At 70.8% G+C, this 16270-nt stretch carries 13 protein-coding genes; 4 read left to right on the forward strand and 9 right to left on the reverse strand.

Annotated features, from left to right (window positions below):
* Window positions 1-16: 16 nt before the first annotated feature.
* From mmsB to F9C11_RS22225, 8 genes are all read right to left on the reverse strand, one after another.
* Window positions 17-1258 carry a multiple monosaccharide ABC transporter permease gene (gene mmsB / locus F9C11_RS22190; protein ID WP_409179271.1) on the reverse strand — a complete coding sequence of 414 codons (1242 nt, stop codon included), beginning with the start codon at window positions 1256-1258 and terminating at the stop codon, window positions 17-19.
* A complete protein-coding gene (mmsA, locus tag F9C11_RS22195) occupies window positions 1255-2775 on the reverse strand; it encodes a multiple monosaccharide ABC transporter ATP-binding protein (RefSeq protein ID WP_409179272.1) in 1521 nt (506 codons plus the stop codon). The genes mmsB and mmsA overlap by 4 nt, the downstream gene beginning before the upstream one ends.
* Complete coding sequence (chvE, locus tag F9C11_RS22200; protein WP_409179273.1) at window positions 2772-3878, reverse strand: multiple monosaccharide ABC transporter substrate-binding protein; 1107 nt, start codon at window positions 3876-3878, stop codon at window positions 2772-2774. Before chvE ends, mmsA begins: the two co-directional genes overlap by 4 nt.
* A gap of 17 nt (window positions 3879-3895) precedes the next feature.
* Window positions 3896-5401, reverse strand: coding sequence for an L-arabinose isomerase (gene araA, locus F9C11_RS22205; protein ID WP_409179274.1), 1506 nt, complete (start codon window positions 5399-5401; stop codon window positions 3896-3898).
* A 26-nt stretch (window positions 5402-5427) separates the two neighbouring features.
* On the reverse strand, window positions 5428-6105 hold the full coding sequence (locus tag F9C11_RS22210) for an L-ribulose-5-phosphate 4-epimerase (protein ID WP_409179275.1): 678 nt from the start codon (window positions 6103-6105) through the stop codon (window positions 5428-5430).
* On the reverse strand, window positions 6105-7775 hold the full coding sequence (gene araB / locus F9C11_RS22215; protein ID WP_409179276.1) for a ribulokinase: 1671 nt from the start codon (window positions 7773-7775) through the stop codon (window positions 6105-6107). Before araB ends, F9C11_RS22210 begins: the two co-directional genes overlap by 1 nt.
* Window positions 7776-7883: 108 nt before the next feature.
* A complete protein-coding gene (locus F9C11_RS22220) occupies window positions 7884-8900 on the reverse strand; it encodes a LacI family DNA-binding transcriptional regulator (protein ID WP_409179277.1) in 1017 nt (338 codons plus the stop codon).
* A gap of 523 nt (window positions 8901-9423) precedes the next feature.
* A complete protein-coding gene (locus tag F9C11_RS22225) occupies window positions 9424-10446 on the reverse strand; it encodes a helix-turn-helix transcriptional regulator (RefSeq protein WP_409179278.1) in 1023 nt (340 codons plus the stop codon).
* Between the two features lie 171 nt (window positions 10447-10617).
* Between F9C11_RS22225 and F9C11_RS22230 the strand changes: the two genes are divergently transcribed.
* Complete coding sequence (locus F9C11_RS22230) at window positions 10618-11778, forward strand: glycosyltransferase (protein WP_409179279.1); 1161 nt, start codon at window positions 10618-10620, stop codon at window positions 11776-11778.
* A gap of 6 nt (window positions 11779-11784) precedes the next feature.
* Here F9C11_RS22230 and F9C11_RS22235 read toward each other — a convergent pair whose 3' ends face one another.
* Entirely contained in the window at window positions 11785-12579 is a 795-nt protein-coding gene (locus F9C11_RS22235; RefSeq protein WP_409179280.1) for an IclR family transcriptional regulator, read from the reverse strand.
* A gap of 102 nt (window positions 12580-12681) precedes the next feature.
* Here F9C11_RS22235 and F9C11_RS22240 point away from each other — a divergent pair, with 102 nt between their 5' ends.
* Genes F9C11_RS22240 through F9C11_RS22250 form a run of 3 tightly spaced genes read left to right on the forward strand, consistent with a single transcriptional unit; the run spans window position 12682 to window position 16255 of the window.
* Entirely contained in the window at window positions 12682-13632 is a 951-nt protein-coding gene (locus tag F9C11_RS22240; RefSeq protein WP_409179281.1) for a DUF1177 domain-containing protein, read from the forward strand.
* Complete coding sequence (locus F9C11_RS22245) at window positions 13629-14969, forward strand: cytosine permease (RefSeq protein ID WP_409179282.1); 1341 nt, start codon at window positions 13629-13631, stop codon at window positions 14967-14969. Before F9C11_RS22240 ends, F9C11_RS22245 begins: the two co-directional genes overlap by 4 nt.
* Entirely contained in the window at window positions 14966-16255 is a 1290-nt protein-coding gene (locus tag F9C11_RS22250; RefSeq protein WP_409179283.1) for a M20/M25/M40 family metallo-hydrolase, read from the forward strand. The genes F9C11_RS22245 and F9C11_RS22250 overlap by 4 nt, the downstream gene beginning before the upstream one ends.
* Window positions 16256-16270 lie beyond the last annotated feature (15 nt).

The raw sequence follows: 16270 nt of genomic DNA on the forward strand, positions 1-16270 counted from the left end.
GCCCACCGGCCGCGAGTCAGCGGGCGGCGGCTCCGGCTCGGCGCTTGGTCCAGATGTCGTAAGCGACCGCGGCGAGCAGCACCGCTCCCTTGACGAGCATGACCCGTTCGCTCGGCGCCCCGATCAGCGACATGCCGTTGTTGATCACCGCCATGATCAGCCCGCCGGTGATGGCTCCGACGACCTTGCCGACCCCGCCCTGGACCGCGGCGCCGCCGATGAACGCGGCGGCGATGGCGTCGAGTTCGAAGTTGACGCCCGCCGTGGGACCGGCCTGGTTGAGCCGTCCGGCGAAGATGATTCCGGCCAGCGCGGCCAGCACCCCCATGTTGACGAACACCCAGAACGTCACGGATTTGACCTTGACCCCGGACAGGGTCGCGGCCTGCAGGTTCCCGCCGATCGCGTAGACGTGCCTGCCGAACACGGACTTCCCGGCCACGAGGGAGTAGCCGAGCACCAGCACGGCGAGCAGGACGAGAACCCACGGCAGATTGCGGAACCGGGCCAGCTGCACGACCACCGCGAGCACCAGCGCGGCGGCGACGGCGATCTTGAGCGCGAACAGCGGGAACGGGTCGACCTCCTGGCCGTAGCCGAGCCGCGCGACGCGTTTGCGCCATTGCGCGAGCACGATGCCGGCGACCACGACGACCCCGGCGAGGAGGCTGACGAGGTCCGCGCCGCCGAGCGGGCCGAGGCCGATGTTGCCGAGGTAGCCGCCGGTGAAGCCGTTCGACAGGGTGCGGATGGCGTCCGGGAACGGGCCGATGCCCTGGTTGCCGAGCACGGTCAGGGTGAGCGCGCGGAAGGCGAGCATCCCGGCCAGCGTCACGATGAACGCGGGGATGCCGAAGCAGGCGACCCAATACCCCTGCCAGGCGCCGATCACCGCGCCCACGACGAGGGTGAGCACGACCGCCAGCGGCCAAGGCAGCCCGAGATTCACCGTGAGGACCGCGGCGACCGCGCCGGTCATCGCCACCACCGAGCCCGCGGACAGGTCGATGTGCCCGGAGATGATCACCAGGATCATCCCGATGGCGAGGATCAGCACGTAGGAGTTCTGCACGATGATGTTCGAGATGTTCTGCGGTTCGAGCAGCGCGCCGCCGGTGATCGCCTCGAACAGGACGACGATCAGCGCGAAGGCGACGTAGATGCCGCTTTGCCGGAGGTTGATCGAGATCCGCCGGGGGCCGCGCCCGGCGGGCGGGGCGGCCGGATCGGCTGGCCGCACGGGGTTCGCGGTGGTCATGGCCGTTCCTTCGTCATGTGTCGCATGAGCAGTTCCTGGGTGGCGCCGGCCCGGTCGACCTCGCCGGTGATCCGGCCCGCGGACAGCGTGTAGATGCGGTCGCAGAGGCCGAGCAGTTCGGGGAGTTCGGAGGAGATGACGAGGACCGCTTTCCCCCGCGCGGCCATCTCGTTGACGATTCCGTAGATCTCGTACTTCGCGCCGACGTCGATGCCGCGGGTCGGCTCGTCGAGGATGAGCACGTCCGGATCGGTGAAAATCCACTTGGCCAGCACGACTTTCTGCTGGTTCCCGCCGGACAGCTTGCCGGTGACGCTGCGCACCGAAGGCGCCTTGATCCGCAGCTCGCGGCGGAACCGGGCCGCGACGTCGTGTTCGGCGTGCTCGTTCACCCAGCCGCGGCGCGCGAGCGCGGACAGCCCGGCCGCCGACGTGTTGCGCTGGATGTCGTCGATCAGGTTGAGCCCGTACAGTTTCCGGTCCTCGGTGGCGTAGGCGATGCCGTGCCGGATGGCGTCGCGGACGGACCGCAGCGTGATCTCCTTGCCGTCTTTGACCAGCCGTCCTGAGATGCCAGTGCCGTACGACCGGCCGAAGACGCTCATCGCGAGTTCGGTGCGGCCCGCGCCCATCAGCCCGGCGAGCCCGACGATCTCGCCGCGGCGCAGCGTCAGGTTCGCCCCGTCCACCACGACCCGGCCGGGCTGGCTCGGGCTGTGCACGGTCCAGTCCTCGATCCGGAGCACCTCGTCGCCGATGTCCGGCTCCCGCGGCGGGAACCGGTGTTCGAGGTCGCGCCCGACCATGCCGGTGATGATGCGCTCCTCGCTCAGCCCGGCCGCGCTGAGCGTTTCGATCGTCTTGCCGTCGCGCAGGATCGTGACGGTGTCGGCGATCGCGGTCACCTCGCCGAGCTTGTGCGAGATGATCACGCAGGTCACGCCGTCGTCGCGCAGTTCGCGCAGCAGCGAAAGCAGATGCGCCGAATCGTCGTCGTTCAGCGCGGCCGTCGGCTCGTCGAGGATGAGCAGTTTGACGCGTTTGGACAGTGCTTTGGCGATTTCGACCAGCTGCTGTTTGCCGACGCCGAGTTCGCTGACCGGCGTGACCGCGTTCTCCCGCAGGCCGACCCGGCGCAGCAGGTCGGCGGCCTCGTGGTTGGTCCGGTTCCAGTCGACCCAGCCGCGTTTGGCCCGTTCGTTGCCGAGGAAAATGTTCTCGGCGATCGAAAGCTGCGCGCACAGCGCGAGTTCCTGGTGGATGATCACGATGCCGCGGCGTTCGCTGTCGCGGATGGACCCGAACGCGCAGGCCTGGCCGTCGAAGGTGACTTCGCCGGTGTAGCTGCCGTGCGGGTGCACGCCGGACAGGATTTTCATCAGGGTGGACTTCCCGGCGCCGTTCTCGCCGCAGACGGCGTGGATTTCCCCGCGCCGCACCGAGAGCGTGACGTCGGACAGCGCGGTGACGCCGGGAAAGGTCTTCGTGATCCCGCGCATGCCGAGCAGTTCGGTCATTTCAGCTGGCCCGCCGTGTAGTAGCCGGAGTCGAGCAGTTCCCGCTGATAGTTGGACTTGTCCACGACGACCGGCTGCAGCAATTGCGCGGGCACGACCTTCGTGCCGTTGTTGTAGTCGGTGGTGTTGTTGACCGCGGGCTTCTGTCCTTTGAGGACGGAGTCGGCCATTTTCACCGTGACGTCGGCGAGCTTGCGGGTGTCCTTGAACACGGTGGAGTACTGCTCGCCCGCGATGATGGATTTGACCGAGGCGACCTCGGCGTCCTGTCCGGTGACCACCGGGTAGGGCTGTCCGGCGGTGCCGTAGCCGTTGCTCTTGAGCGCGGACAGGATCCCGATCGACAGGCCGTCGTAGGGGGAAAGCACGCCCTGGACCTTCGCGCCGCCGGTGTAGGTCTTGGTGAGCAGGTCTTCCATCCGGCGCTGCGCGGTGGCCGGGTCCCAGCGCAGGATCGCGGTCGGCGCGAAGTCGACCTGGCCGCTCTTGACGACCAGCTTCTTGCTCGCGATCAGCGGCTTGAGCACCGACATCGCGCCGTTGTAGAAGAAGGTCGCGTTGTTGTCGTCCGGAGAGCCGCCGAACAGTTCGACGTTGAACGGGCCTGGTCCGTCGCCGAGGCCCTTGAGCAGCGAGTTCGCCTGTTCGACGCCGACCTTGAAATTGTCGAAGGTGGCGTAGTAGTCGACGGCGGGGGAGTTGCGGATGAGCCGGTCGTAGGCGATCACCGGGACCTTGCGGTCGGCCGCCTCCTGCAGCTGGGTGGTCAGCGCGGTGCCGTCGATCGAGGCGACGACCAGCAGTTTCGCGCCCTTGGTCAGCTGGTTCTCGATCTGGTTGACCTGGGTGGGGATGTCGTTCTCGGCGTACTGCAGGTCGACCCGGTAGCCGAGCTTTTCCAGCGCGGCCTTGATGTTGTCCCCGTCGTGGATCCAGCGTTCGGACGATTTGGTCGGCATCGTCACGCCGACCAGCGCGCCGGCCGGCCCGCCCGCCTGCTGGTCGGCGGTTTTCGCGCTGGACCCGCAGGCGGCGGCTCCGAACGCGAGCACGGCGGCCCCGGCCGCCGCGGCGGCGGCGCGGATTCCTCGAGTGAACCTCATTGTTCGTTCTCCTTCTTTCAGAAACCCTGGGCGAGCCGGTGGTAGGCCTGGTTCCAGCGGATGCGGTCGCCGAAGTCCGCGGTGGTGGTGGTTTCGTCGATGACGAGCAGTTCGACGCCGACCATGCGGGCGAAATCGCGCACGGTCTCGGTGCCGACGGCCTGGGTGAGCACGGTGTGGTGCGGGCCGCCCGCGGTGATCCACGCTTCCGCGGACGTGGTGAGCGACGGCGCGGGCTTCCACACCGCGCGGGCCACCGGCAGGTTCGGCAGCGGCTCGTCGGGCGGGACGACGTCGATCTCGTTGGCCACCAGGCGGAACCGGTCGCCGAGGTCGGTCAGGCCGAGCACCGCGCCGCGGCCGGGGGCGGCGTCGAAGACCAGCCGGACCGGGTCCTCGCGGCCGCCGATGCCGAGCGGGTGGATCTCGCAGGACGGCCGGTCCGCGGCGATGCTCGGGCACACCTCGAGCATGTGCGCGCCGAGGATTTTCGGTTCTCCGGGACCGAAATGGTAGGTGTAATCCTCCATAAAGGACGTTCCGCGGTCCGAGCCGCGGCCCATCGCTTTCACCGCGGCCAGCAGCGCGGAGGTCTTCCAGTCGCCCTCGCCGCCGAAGCCGAAGCCGTCGGCCATCAGCCGCTGCACCGCCAGCCCCGGCAGCTGCCGCAGTCCGCCGAGATCCTCGAAATTCGTGGTGAACGCGCCGAATCCGCCTTCGCCGAGGAAGGACCGCAAGCCGAGTTCGATCCGCGCGGCATACCGCAGCGATTCGTGCCGTTCGCCGTCGCGGGCCAGCTCCGGGGCGAGCGTGTACTCGTCGGCGTACTGCGCGACCAGGCTGTCTGCCTCGGCCGGGGAGGCCGCGTCGACTCGTTCGGCCAGTTCGGTGACGCCGTAGGTGTTGACCGACACGCCGAACCGCAGCTCGGCCTCGACCTTGTCTCCTTCGGTGACCGCGACGTCGCGCATGTTGTCGCCGAACCGGGCCAGTTTCAAGGTCCGCAGATGCGCCGCGCCGATCGCCGCCCGCGCCCACGCGTCGATCCGGGCGACCACCGCCGGATCGGCCGCGTGCCCGGCGACGGTCTTGCGCGGAATCCCGAGCCGGGTCTGCACGAAGCCGAACTCGCGGTCGCCGTGCGCGGCCTGGTTGAGGTTCATGTAGTCCATGTCGAGACTGGCCCACGGCAGCGTCGCGTCGAGCTGGGTGTGCAGGTGCAGCAACGGTTTGCGCAGCGCGTCGAGGCCGCTGATCCACATTTTCGCCGGGCTGAACGTGTGCATCCACGCGATGACCCCGACGCACGCGGGGTCGGCGTTGGCCTCCTGCAGCACCTGCCGGATCCCGGCGGACTCGGTCAGCACCGGTTTCCCGGCCAGTTCGCACGGCAGCCCGCCGGAACCGGCCAGCAGCTGCCGGATCCGCAGCGACTGCCCGGCGACCTGGTCGAGGGTTTCCTCGCCGTAGAGCGCCTGGCTGCCGGTGAGGAACCACACCTGCGGCTTGGTCGCGGAGATCATCTTTTCTCCTTGCTGGGTCGGGGTTTTCAGCGCTGTCCGTACACGTTCTGGTAGCGCGCGTGCAGCCGGTCGACGTCGGAGCCGGACAGCGGGACCGGCGTGCCGAGCTGGTGTGCGATGTGGACGGTGCGGGCCACGTCCTCGACCATCACCGCGGCCTTCACCGCGTCCCGCGCGGTCGCGCCCACGGTGAACGGGCCGTGGTTGCGCATCAGGACCGCGGGGGAGCGGGTCGCGCGGAGGGTTTCCACGAGGCCGCGGCCGATCGAGTCGTCGCCGATCAACGCGAACGGGCCGACGGGGATCTCGCCGCCGAACTCGTCGGCGATCATGGTGAGCACGCAAGGGATCGGCTCGCCGCGCGCGGCCCACGCGGTGGCGTAGGTCGAATGCGTGTGCACGACGCCGCCGACCTCCGGCAGGTGCCGGTAGACGTAGGCGTGCGCGGCGGTGTCGGACGACGGAGCGAGTTCGCCGTGCACGAGCCTGCCGTGCAGGTCGGTGACGACCATGGTGTCGGCGCTCAGGTCGTCGTAGGACACCCCGGACGGCTTGATCACCATCAGGTCCTCGCCGGGCACCCGCGCCGACACGTTGCCCGCGGTCCAGACCACCAGTTCGTTGCGTGTCAGCTCGCGGTGCAGCCGCGCGACGGATTCCCTCAGCTCCGCGATAGTCCCGCGCGCCTGGGCGGTCAGCGTCATCAGTTCCGTCCTTTCGCGACAGTGGCCAGTTCGCGCCGGCGCGCGGCGAGCCGGTGCAGCACGTCGTTGCCGCCGCGGCCGAAATAGTCGTGCAGCGCGGTGTATTCCGCGTACAGCTCGTCGTAAGCCGAGATGTTCGCCAGCACCGGTTGATATGCCATCCGCTGGACCGAACCCATCGCCGCGGCGGCCGCGCGCACGTCGGGATAGGCGCCGGCGGCGACCGCGGCGTGGATCGCCGAGCCGAGCGCGGGTCCCTGCGCCGAGCCGATCACCGAGAGCGGGAGGCCGGTGACGTCGGCGTAGATCTGCATCAGCAGCGGGTTTTTCGTCAGCCCGCCCGCGACGATCAGCTCGGTGACCGGAACCCCGGCGGCCTCGAAGGTCTCGATGATCTTGCGGGTGCCGAACGCGGTGGCCTCCAGCAGCGCCCGGTAGACGTGCTCGGGCCGGGTGCTGAGGGTCTGTCCGACGACGACCCCGGACAGCTCGTGGTCGACCAGGACCGACCGGTTGCCGCTGTGCCAGTCGAGCGCGACCAGGCCGTGCTCGCCGATCTCCTGCCGGGCGGCGAGCCGGGTCAGGAACTCGTGGAGCCCCTCGGCGCCCGCGGCGTCCGAATAGGACGCCGGGACGCAGTGCTCGACGAACCAGCCGAAGATGTCGCCCACTCCGCTCTGGCCCGCTTCGTAGCCCCAGAGCCCGGGGACGATGCCGCCGTCGACGACTCCGCACATGCCCGGCACCTCGCGCAGGTCGGCGCCGCTCATGACGTGGCAGGTCGACGTGCCCATGATCGCGACCATCTGCCCCGGTCCGACCGCCTGCGCGGCCGGCGCGGTGACGTGCGCGTCGACGTTCCCGACCGCGACCGCGATCCCGGCGGGCAGCCCGGTCCAGGCGGCGGCCTCCGCGCTGAGCTTCCCGGCGAGCGAGCCCAGCTGCCCGGTCGGACGGGCGAGCTTCTCGTCCGCGAAGGACTCGAAACCGGGGTGGAGACCGGCGAGGAAGTCCCGGTCCGGATAGCGGCCGTCCTGGTAGATCCCCTTGTACCCGGCCGTGCAGGCGTTGCGGACGTAGGCGCCGGTGAGCTGCCAGACGATCCAGTCCGCCGCCTCGACCCAATGCCGCATGGCCCGGTACACCTCGGGGGCTTCCTCGAACAGCTGCAGCGCTTTGGCGAACTCCCATTCGGACGAGATCAGCCCGCCGTAGCGCGGCAGCCACGGTTCGCCGCGCTCGCGGGCGGCGGCGTTGATGCGATCGGCCTGCGGCTGCGCGGCGTGGTGCCGCCAGAGCTTCACGTAGGCGTGCGGATTCCCGGTGAACTCGGGCAGTTCGCACAGCGGGGTGCCGTCCTCGTCGGTCGGGAGCATCGTGCAGGCGGTGAAATCCGTGCCGACCCCGATCACGTCCCGCGGGTCGGCGCCCGCCTCGGCCAGCGCGGCGGGCACGGCGGTGCGCAGGACGTCGAGGTAGTCCGACGGGACCTGCAGCGCCCAGCCCGGCGGGAGTTCCTCGGCGGTGGCGGGAAGCCGGTCGTCGACGACCCCGTGCCGGTACTCGGTCACGGCGGTCCCGAGTTCGGCGCCGTCGCGCACCCGGACCACCACCGCGCGCCCGGAGAGCGTGCCGAAGTCGATGCCGACGACGAGGGAATCTGCTGGCACTGGGGGAGTTCCTTCCGGATTCCGGGCCGCGCGACCGGCGGCCGCCAGACTGTTAGCGCTAACATTCGCAGGGTTGTTCGTTTTATCGAGTGCGGTGGAGCAGCTTCGCTACCGGGGCCCGGTGCTGTCCCGGACGATCAGATCGGGCGCGACGAGGTGGCGGACGCCCGGGTCGCCGCCTTCCATGCGTTCGACGAGCAAGCGGAACGTCCGCCGCCCCACCTCGATGAAGTCCTGCCGGACGGTGGTCAGCGGCGGGCTGAAGTACGCCGCTTCCGGCACGTCGTCGAACCCGGCCACGCGCACCTGGCCCGGCACCGGGATGCCCGCCTCGGCGAACGCGCGCAGCACGCCGAGCGCCATCTGGTCGTTCGCGACGAACACCGCGTCCGGCTTCCCTTCGGCGACCAGCCGGCGGCCCGCGTCGTAGCCGGAACGAGGGCTCCAGTCCCCGCGCAACGGCGGCGGCACCCGCGCGCCGCGCCGTTCGAGCGTCTCCCGCCAGCCGCGTTCGCGCTCCAGCGATTCCAGCCAGTCCTCCGGCCCGGCGACGTGCCAGACGGTTTCGTGGCCGAGCGACAGCAGATGCTCGGTCACCCGGCGGGCCCCGTCGTACTGGTCGACCGAGAGCACCGGCACCGGAGCCGATTCGCCGCCGCCGACCGCCACCATCGGGATGTCGTCGGGCACCTGCCGCAACGCCTCGCCGGCGGCGACGTGCGGCGCGATCACCACGATCCCGCCGACCGCCTGCCGCCGCAGATTGTCCACCGCCTCGGCGAACGACGACCGCCGCGGACGGCTGACGCTGGAGATCGTGACCCCGTAGCCCTCCTCGCGGGCGGCGTGCTCGATCCCGTACAGCGTGCTCGCCGGACCGTACAGATTGGACTCCAGCGCGACCACGCCGAGCACGCTCGACCGCCCGGTCGCCAACGTCCGGGCCGCGGAATTGGGCCGGTACCCCAGCCGGTCCACCGCGGCCAGCACCCGCGCCCGCGTCTCCGCGCGGACCGGCCCGGTGCCGTTCACCACCCGGGAGACCGTCATGTGCGAAACGCCCGCCATCGCCGCCACTTCGGCAAGCCCGGGCTGGCGTTTGGCGGAAGACCCGTCGGCGGGCATCCCCGCACCTCCTCGCTGAGTACGCGGGCGTGAGGAGGGCAATGTTAGCGATAACAGACGGGAGGTCAAGCCTTTCTCCGGAACTCGGCGCCGGACTGATGCCGAGGTCGGGCCGGGACGGGCCCGGTGGTCATGGTGCGGGGTTCGTGGGTGGAGGGGGTGAGTTGGCGGGCGGGTGCTCGGGTTCTGCTCTGTGGTGCCGGGGCGGGCTCGGTGGTCGCTCGGCCGGTGGTCGCGGCGTGGGGTTCGTCGGCGGGGTGCGTGGAGGGGGCGAATTTGTGGGCGGGGTGCTTGGCTGCTGCTCTGTGGTGCCGGGGCGGGCTCGGTGGTCGCTCGGCCGGTGGTCGCGGCGCGGAGGCCGTCGGCGATGCACGCGGCGAGGGTCGAGGTGCTTGGCTGCTGCACCGTGGTGCCCGTGCGGTCTCGGTGGTCGCGGCGAGGAGTCCGTCGGCGGGGTGCGCGGAGCGGCTGAGTCGGCGGGCGAGGCCGCCAGCCCCGTCCTGCCGGTGCGGTCCCCAGCCGCTCAGCCGGTGATCGCGGCGACGAGTTCCTCCCGGCCGCTCGCCGCGGTCTTGCGGAAGATCGCCTTCAGGTGCTCGTTGACGGTGTGCACCGACCGGTCCAGCCTGCGGGCGATGTGCTTGGCCGCCGCTCCCTCGCAGAGGTGTTCGACGACCTGGCGTTCGCGCGGCGTGATGCTGTACCAGTCGCAGAACGACGGCAGCAGCCGCTTCCCCGTGGTCGCCTCGATGACCACCGCGATGTCGCCGGAGCCGTCGTCGAGGGGTTGCGTGTGGCAGCTGACCCAGCGGCCGTGGCTGGCCGGCGGCGCGGTCAGCACTGGCAGGCGGGCCCGCGGGTCTTTCAGGTGCCGACGCGCCTGCAGCGACATTCCGGCCAGGTGCGCGGCATCGGTGAAGTCCGGCGTGCGGGGGCTGGCCCGCAGGCGCTCCCGCCAAGCGTGCGCCTGCGGCGTCGCCGCCCGCAGCCGGTGGTCCGGCCCGACGAGGAGCACTCCCGGGGAAACCATCGGCATCTCCGGCGTCAGCGGGCCTGCGGTGACGTACTGGCGCAACACCTCGGCCAGCGCCGGGCCGAGCCGCGCCGTCCGGCGGGCGTCCTCGGCGTCGAACTGCTTGCCGCCCTGGGACCGCAGCAGTTCCAACGCTCCCCAGGTGCCGCGGCGGTCGCGCAGCAGGACCAGCAGTTCGCTGCCGACGCCGTACCCGCGGTACACGTCGCCGCACAGCACGACGCCGGGTACCGGGTCCGCCGACCACGCCCGCGCCAACGGCCAGCATTCGCCGTCGTGGGCGTACGCACGGTGCAGCAGGGCCAACCCGAGACCGGGGTCGAACTTGTGCCAGAAGCTGAAGGCCGCCGGTCCGAACTCGGCGGCCGGGCTCGTCGCCGCCAGGCGCAGCGCGTCGTGCGCCACCAGCGGAGCCAAGGCACGGGACAGAATTTCGCCCGCGGCGTCGGAGCCTGCGCCTTGCCCGACCGCCTCGTGCATGTCTCCCAGCGAACACTCCACCGCCCCGCCCATGCGATCCAGCATGACCGCCCCGGCACCGGACCGGCAACGACATTTCCCGGGAATGCCGTTGCGCGACTGAAACTTCGCGCCAGGGACGCTTTGTCCCCCTAATTCTCGGTATGTCCGGCCCGCCGGAACCGTGCCAGCCTGATCACGGCCGAATTCTGGAGGATTTCTGAGATGCGTGTGCTGCTGACCGGTTTGCCCATTCGCTCGCATCTCGTACCCGCTGTGGTCCCGGTGGCGCACGCGCTGCGGCGGGCCGGGCACGAGGTCGCGATCGCCACCGGCGGCGCGATGCGGGCCGAACTCGAACGGCTCGGCGTGCCGGTGCTCGTGCTGCCGGACGTCCTGTCCCCGGAAGAGCTTTCGGCGAAGCTGCCCGGCCGGGAGACGGGGCGCGGGTGGCGGCCGGAGGTGTCCGGCCCGATCAGCGTTCCGCTGTTCGACGAACGGATGACCGCGACATTCACCGCGAACCTGCTCGACGTCGCGAAGCCGTGGCGGCCGGACCTGATCGTCCGGGAAACCAACGAATACGGCGGTTTCCTGGCCGCGGAGGCACTCGGCGTCGAGCTCGCGGTGCTGGACATCGCGCCGTTGATCGTGCGGCTGGTGCCGGATCTCGTAGCGCGGCTGAATGTCGTGCGCGCGAAATTCGGCCTCGCCGCGATCGAGTCGCTGACGCCTGCGTACGGCAAAATCGCCGCGGGTCTGCTGCCCGAATCGTGGTACCCGAAAGCGTTGCGCACGCCCCAGCACCGCTATTACCGCGTACCCGGCGAGCCCGGCGATCCGCTCGACGACGCGATCGCGGGGTTGCCCGCCGACGCGCCGCTGGTGCTGATGAGCCTCGGTTCCAACGCGCATCTGCTGCTTTCCGCCGAATCGCGGCTGCGGACGATCGCGGTGGAAGCCTTGGGAGCGTTGCCGATCCGCGCCGTCGTCGCGCTCGGCCACGACCCGGCAGCCTGGACGGGCCCTCGTCCGGCGAACGTGCATTTCGAGCCGTTCGTGCCGCAGCGCCTATTGCTGGGTGCATGCGATGCTTTTCTCACCCACGCCGGATTCAGCGGAATCCGAGAAGCGCTTTCTCACGGCGTGCCAATGACTGCGGTACCGCTATTCGCCGATCAGCCCGCAAACGCCGCTCGCATCGAGGAATTGGGAATAGGCGTCCAGGTGGCCGCGGCTTGCCTGACGCCGGACAGCCTGGCCGCCGCGCTCAAGCAGGTCGTGGACGAACCGTCCTTCCGGCGGGCCGCACGCGGGCTGCAACGCCGAATTCTCGCCCTGCCGTCGCTGGACCAGTTCGCCGCCGACCTCGAAGCGCTCCGCTGAGCCGGTTCACCGGCGCGGAACCGGCCGGGAAAGCCGCAGTTCGATCAACTCCGCGCCCCGGCGCAGCAGCTCCACCCACTGCTCCGGGTCGTGGTCGAAGCGGGAGGCGGACCAGCCGACGGACAGGCTCCCGTACGGTTCGCCGCGCAGGAACACCGGCACCGCGAGCGTCGCCACGCCGGTGTCGTACTCGCCGGTGGTGAACGCCCAGCCCCGGGAAGCGACCTCGGCCAGCTGCTCGCGCAGGACGGCGAGGTCGGTGACCGTGTCCGGCGTGAACCGGGCCATCGGGCGGTCGGCGAACAGCCGGTCGCGTTCCTCTTCGGACAGGAACGCGAAGTACGCCTTGCTGGTCGCGCCCGCGTGCGCCGGGTACAGCTCGCCGACCAGCGAGTAGCCGCGCAGCCGTCCGTCCGCGCCCTCGGCGGCCAGCACGCACCGCGTGTGCGCGCCGTCGGGCAGCGACAGCAGAGCGGCGTGCCCGGTCTGCGCGGCGAGGTCGGACAGGACCGGGGCGACCAGCAGGTCCAGCGCGCCGGCCCGGTCCCACATCCGGCCCAGGTGCAGGGCGGCCGGGCCGATCCGGTACTTGCGGGTGCTGTCGTCGCGGACGAGGAAACCGCGGTGCGCCAGCACGGCCAGGAGCCGCTGGGCGATCGACGTGTGCAGCCCGAACTCGCGGGCCACCGCGGTGACGCCCCATTCCGGGCGGGCGCGGTCGAACGCGAGCAGCACCTGCAGCGCGCGGTCCGCGGTCTGCGGCAGGCCGGGCGGGGTGGCGCGGTCGTCGGAGTCCGGCATCCGGCCATTGTGCGAATAACGGGAAATGTTTGTAAAGCCGGGGCCCTCCGGCCGAATCTGGTCGGACCAATCCCGGCGGCTTGCCATCTTCAGAGGAACCACATGCTCAAACACGTCCTGGAACTGCTCGAAATCCTCGACGACCCGGCGGTGACCGGGAAAGAGGTCGTCGCCTACCTCGACGCCGTGGCCGGCGCGGACGGCAGCGGCGCGGAAATCACGACGGTGCCCGGCCCGGCCGGGAAGACCGACTTCGTCCGCGTGCGGGTGGCCGGCAGCCGCGGCCGCACCGCGGGCGGCGACGCGCCCACCCTCGGCGTGGTGGGGCGGCTCGGCGGGGTCGGCGCCCGGCCGGAGGTGACCGGGTTCGTGTCCGACGGGGACGGCGCCGCCGCCGCGCTCGCCGCTGCCGCCAAGCTGCTGTCGATGCGGGCCCGCGGCGACGTCCTGGCCGGCGACGTGCTGATCGGCACGCACGTCTGCCCGGACGCGCCGACCCTGCCGCACGACCCGGTGCCGTTCATGAACTCGCCGGTCGACATCGCCACGATGAACAGCTACGAGCTGTCCGGCGAGATGGCCGCGGTGCTGTCGATCGACACCACCAAGGGCAACCGGGTGATCAACCACCGCGGGCTCGCGCTGTCGCCGACCGTGCGCAGCGGCTACATCCTGCGGGTTTCCGAGGGGCTCGGCGCACTGCTCGAAGCGGTGACCGGCGCGCCGCTGGTGACCTACCCGATCACCACGCAGGACATCACTCCCTACGGCAACGGCGTCTACCACCTGAACTCGATCCTGCAGCCGGCGACCGCGACCGACGCGCCGGTGGTCGGGCTGGCGATCACCTCGGCGGCGACCGTGGCGGGCTGCGCGACCGGCGCCAGCCACGAGACGGACATCGCGGCCGCCGCGCGCTACGCGGTCGAGGTCGCCAAGCAGTTCGGCGCGGGCGCGCTGCAGTTCCACGACGAGGCGGAATTCGCCGTCCTCCAGGCGCGCTACGGCTCGATGGCGCACCTGCAGACGCTGGGCACGGAGGTGGCCGGATGAGCATCGCGACGAAAACCGCGAAGCAGCCCCGGAAACGGATCGGCAACGACGACTACTCGCTGCGCCGCGTCCCCGAAGAAGCCCGCTACGGGTTCGGTTCGATGCTGCTGCAGTGGCTCGCGCAGTCCGGTTCGCTGTCGCAGTTCGTGCTCGGCGCGACGCTCGGCGTGGGGATGCGGTTCTCCGACGCGTTCTGGGCGTTCACCCTCGGCGCGGTGATCCTGGAGGCGGTGATCTTCCTGATCGGCCTCGCCGGCCAGCGGGAGGGCCTCACGATGACCATGCTGACCCGGTTCACCGGCTTCGGCCGGAACGGGTCCGCGCTGGTGAGCCTGGTGATCGCGATCAGCCTGGTGGGCTGGTTCGGCGTGCAGAACGGGATTTTCGGCAAGAGCATGAACGCGCTGGTCGGCGGGCCGCCGTGGCTGTGGTGCGCGGTGTCCGGCGCGGTCTTGACGCTGCTGGTGATCTACGGCTTCAAATACATGATGTGGCTGGCGAAGATCGCCGTGCCGCTGTTCTTCGGGCTGGTGGCGTGGAGCGTCGTCTCGACCCTGTCCGGCCATTCGGTGAGGGCGCTGATGTCGGCCGCGCCGACCGCGACGGCGATCTCCATCCCGGCCGCGGCGACGATCATCGCGGGCGGCTACATGACCGGAGCCGTGGTCGCGCCGGACATGACTCGGTTCAACCGCAAGGGCTGGCACGTCCTGCTGCAGAGTTCCGCCTCGATCGTGCTGTCGGAGTACATCGTCGGGATGACCGGCGTGCTGCTCGGGCACCTGGTCGGCAGTTCCGACGTGACGCACATCGTGCTGTCCACGTCGGGCTTCGTCGGGCTGATCGTGGTGGTGCTGGCGACCGCGAAGATCAACGACTGGAACCTGTACGGCTCCTCGCTGGGCGTGGTGAACTTCGTGCGGACCGTGTTCGGCCGCCCGCTGCACCGCGGCGTCGTCACCCTGGTGATCGGGATCGCCGGTACCGTGCTGTCCGCGATCGGGTTCCTGCAGCACTTCACCGCGTTCCTGTCGGTGCTGGGCGTCGCGATCCCGCCGGTGGGCGGGATCATCGTGGCCGAGTACTTCCTGGTGCGCCGGCTTTCCACGCCGCTGCGGGAGACCCGCGCGGCCGGCCGGGTCCCGGCGACGATGCCGGTGTGGGTGCCCGCGACGCTCGCGGTGTGGGCGGCGGCGTTCTGCGTCGGCAAGTTCGTGCACTGGGGCATCCCCGCGCTGAACTCGCTGCTCACCGCGGCGATCCTGTACACGGTGCTGGGCAAGGCCGGGCTGATCCGCCCGGTCGGCTCGGCGGAACTCGAGGAGGTCGGCCGGTGACCAGCGCACAGGACGAGGTCGTCGACCTCTGCCGGGACCTGATCCGGATCGACACGTCCAATCCGGGCGCCACCGAGCGGCCCGCCGCCGAGTACGTCGCGGAGAAGCTCTCCGACGCCGGGCTGGAACCGACGCTCGTGGAAAGCGCGCCCGGCCGGGCCAGCGTGTTCGCCCGAGTGTCCGGAGTGGACTCGTCGCGGCCCGCGCTGCTTCTGCACGGGCATCTGGACGTGGTGCCCGCGGACGCCGACGAGTGGAGCGTCCCGCCGTTCTCCGGCGAGATCGCCGACGGCCTGCTGTGGGGCCGCGGCGCGATCGACATGAAGGACTTCGACGCGGCGATCCTCGCGCTGGCACGGCAATTCGGCCGCACCGGCGAGAAACCGCCGCGGGACGTCGTGTTCGGCTTCCTCGCCGACGAGGAGGGCGGCGGGAAGTTCGGCTCGCACTGGCTGGCCGAGAACCGCCCGGACCTGTTCGACGGCGTCGGCGAGGCGATCACCGAGGGCGGCGGGGTGTCGTTCGACCTCGGCAACGGCAGCCGGCTGTACCCGATCGAATGCGCGCAGCGCGGGCAGGCGTGGCTGCGGCTGGTCGCCACCGGCCGCGCCGGGCACGGTTCCTCCCCGAACGACGAGAACGCGGTCACCGACCTCGCCGAATCGCTCGCCCGGATCGGGCGGCACCGCTTCCCGGTCCGGCTGATCGAACCGGTGCGGGCGCTGCTGGAACGCGCGGCGGAGCTGCTCGGCGTCCCGTTCGATCCGTCCGATGTGGACGGAAGCCTGGCGCGGATGGGCCCGGTGGCCGACCTGGTGAACGTGATCCTGCGCAATTCCGCGAACCCGACCATGATCTCCGGCGGGTACCAGGTCAACGTCATCCCCGGCCGGGCCGCCGCGGCGGTGGACGGCCGGTTCCTGCCCGGGTGCGAACAGGAGCTGCTGGACACGATCGACGAACTCCTGCTGCCGTCGGTGCGCCGCGAATTCATCCACCGGGACATCGCGATGGAAAGCGGCTTCGACGGTCCGTTGGTGGACGCGATGTGCGCGGCCGTCACGGCGGAGGACCCGGACGGCCATCCCACGCCGTACTGCAACGCGGGCGGCACCGACAACAAGGCGCTGTCCGCGCTCGGCATCCGGGGCTTCGGCTTCAAAGCGCTGCGCGTCCCGCCGGAACTGCCCTACAACCGGCTGTTCCACGGCGTCGACGAACGGGTGCCGCTGGAGTCGCTGCGGTTCTCCGTCCGGGCCCTCGGCCGGCTGCTGCGGACTTGCTGAACAATGGCGGGCGAA

It is taken from the genome of Amycolatopsis sp. VS8301801F10, from assembly GCF_046195355.1.
Lineage (GTDB): Bacteria > Actinomycetota > Actinomycetes > Mycobacteriales > Pseudonocardiaceae > Amycolatopsis.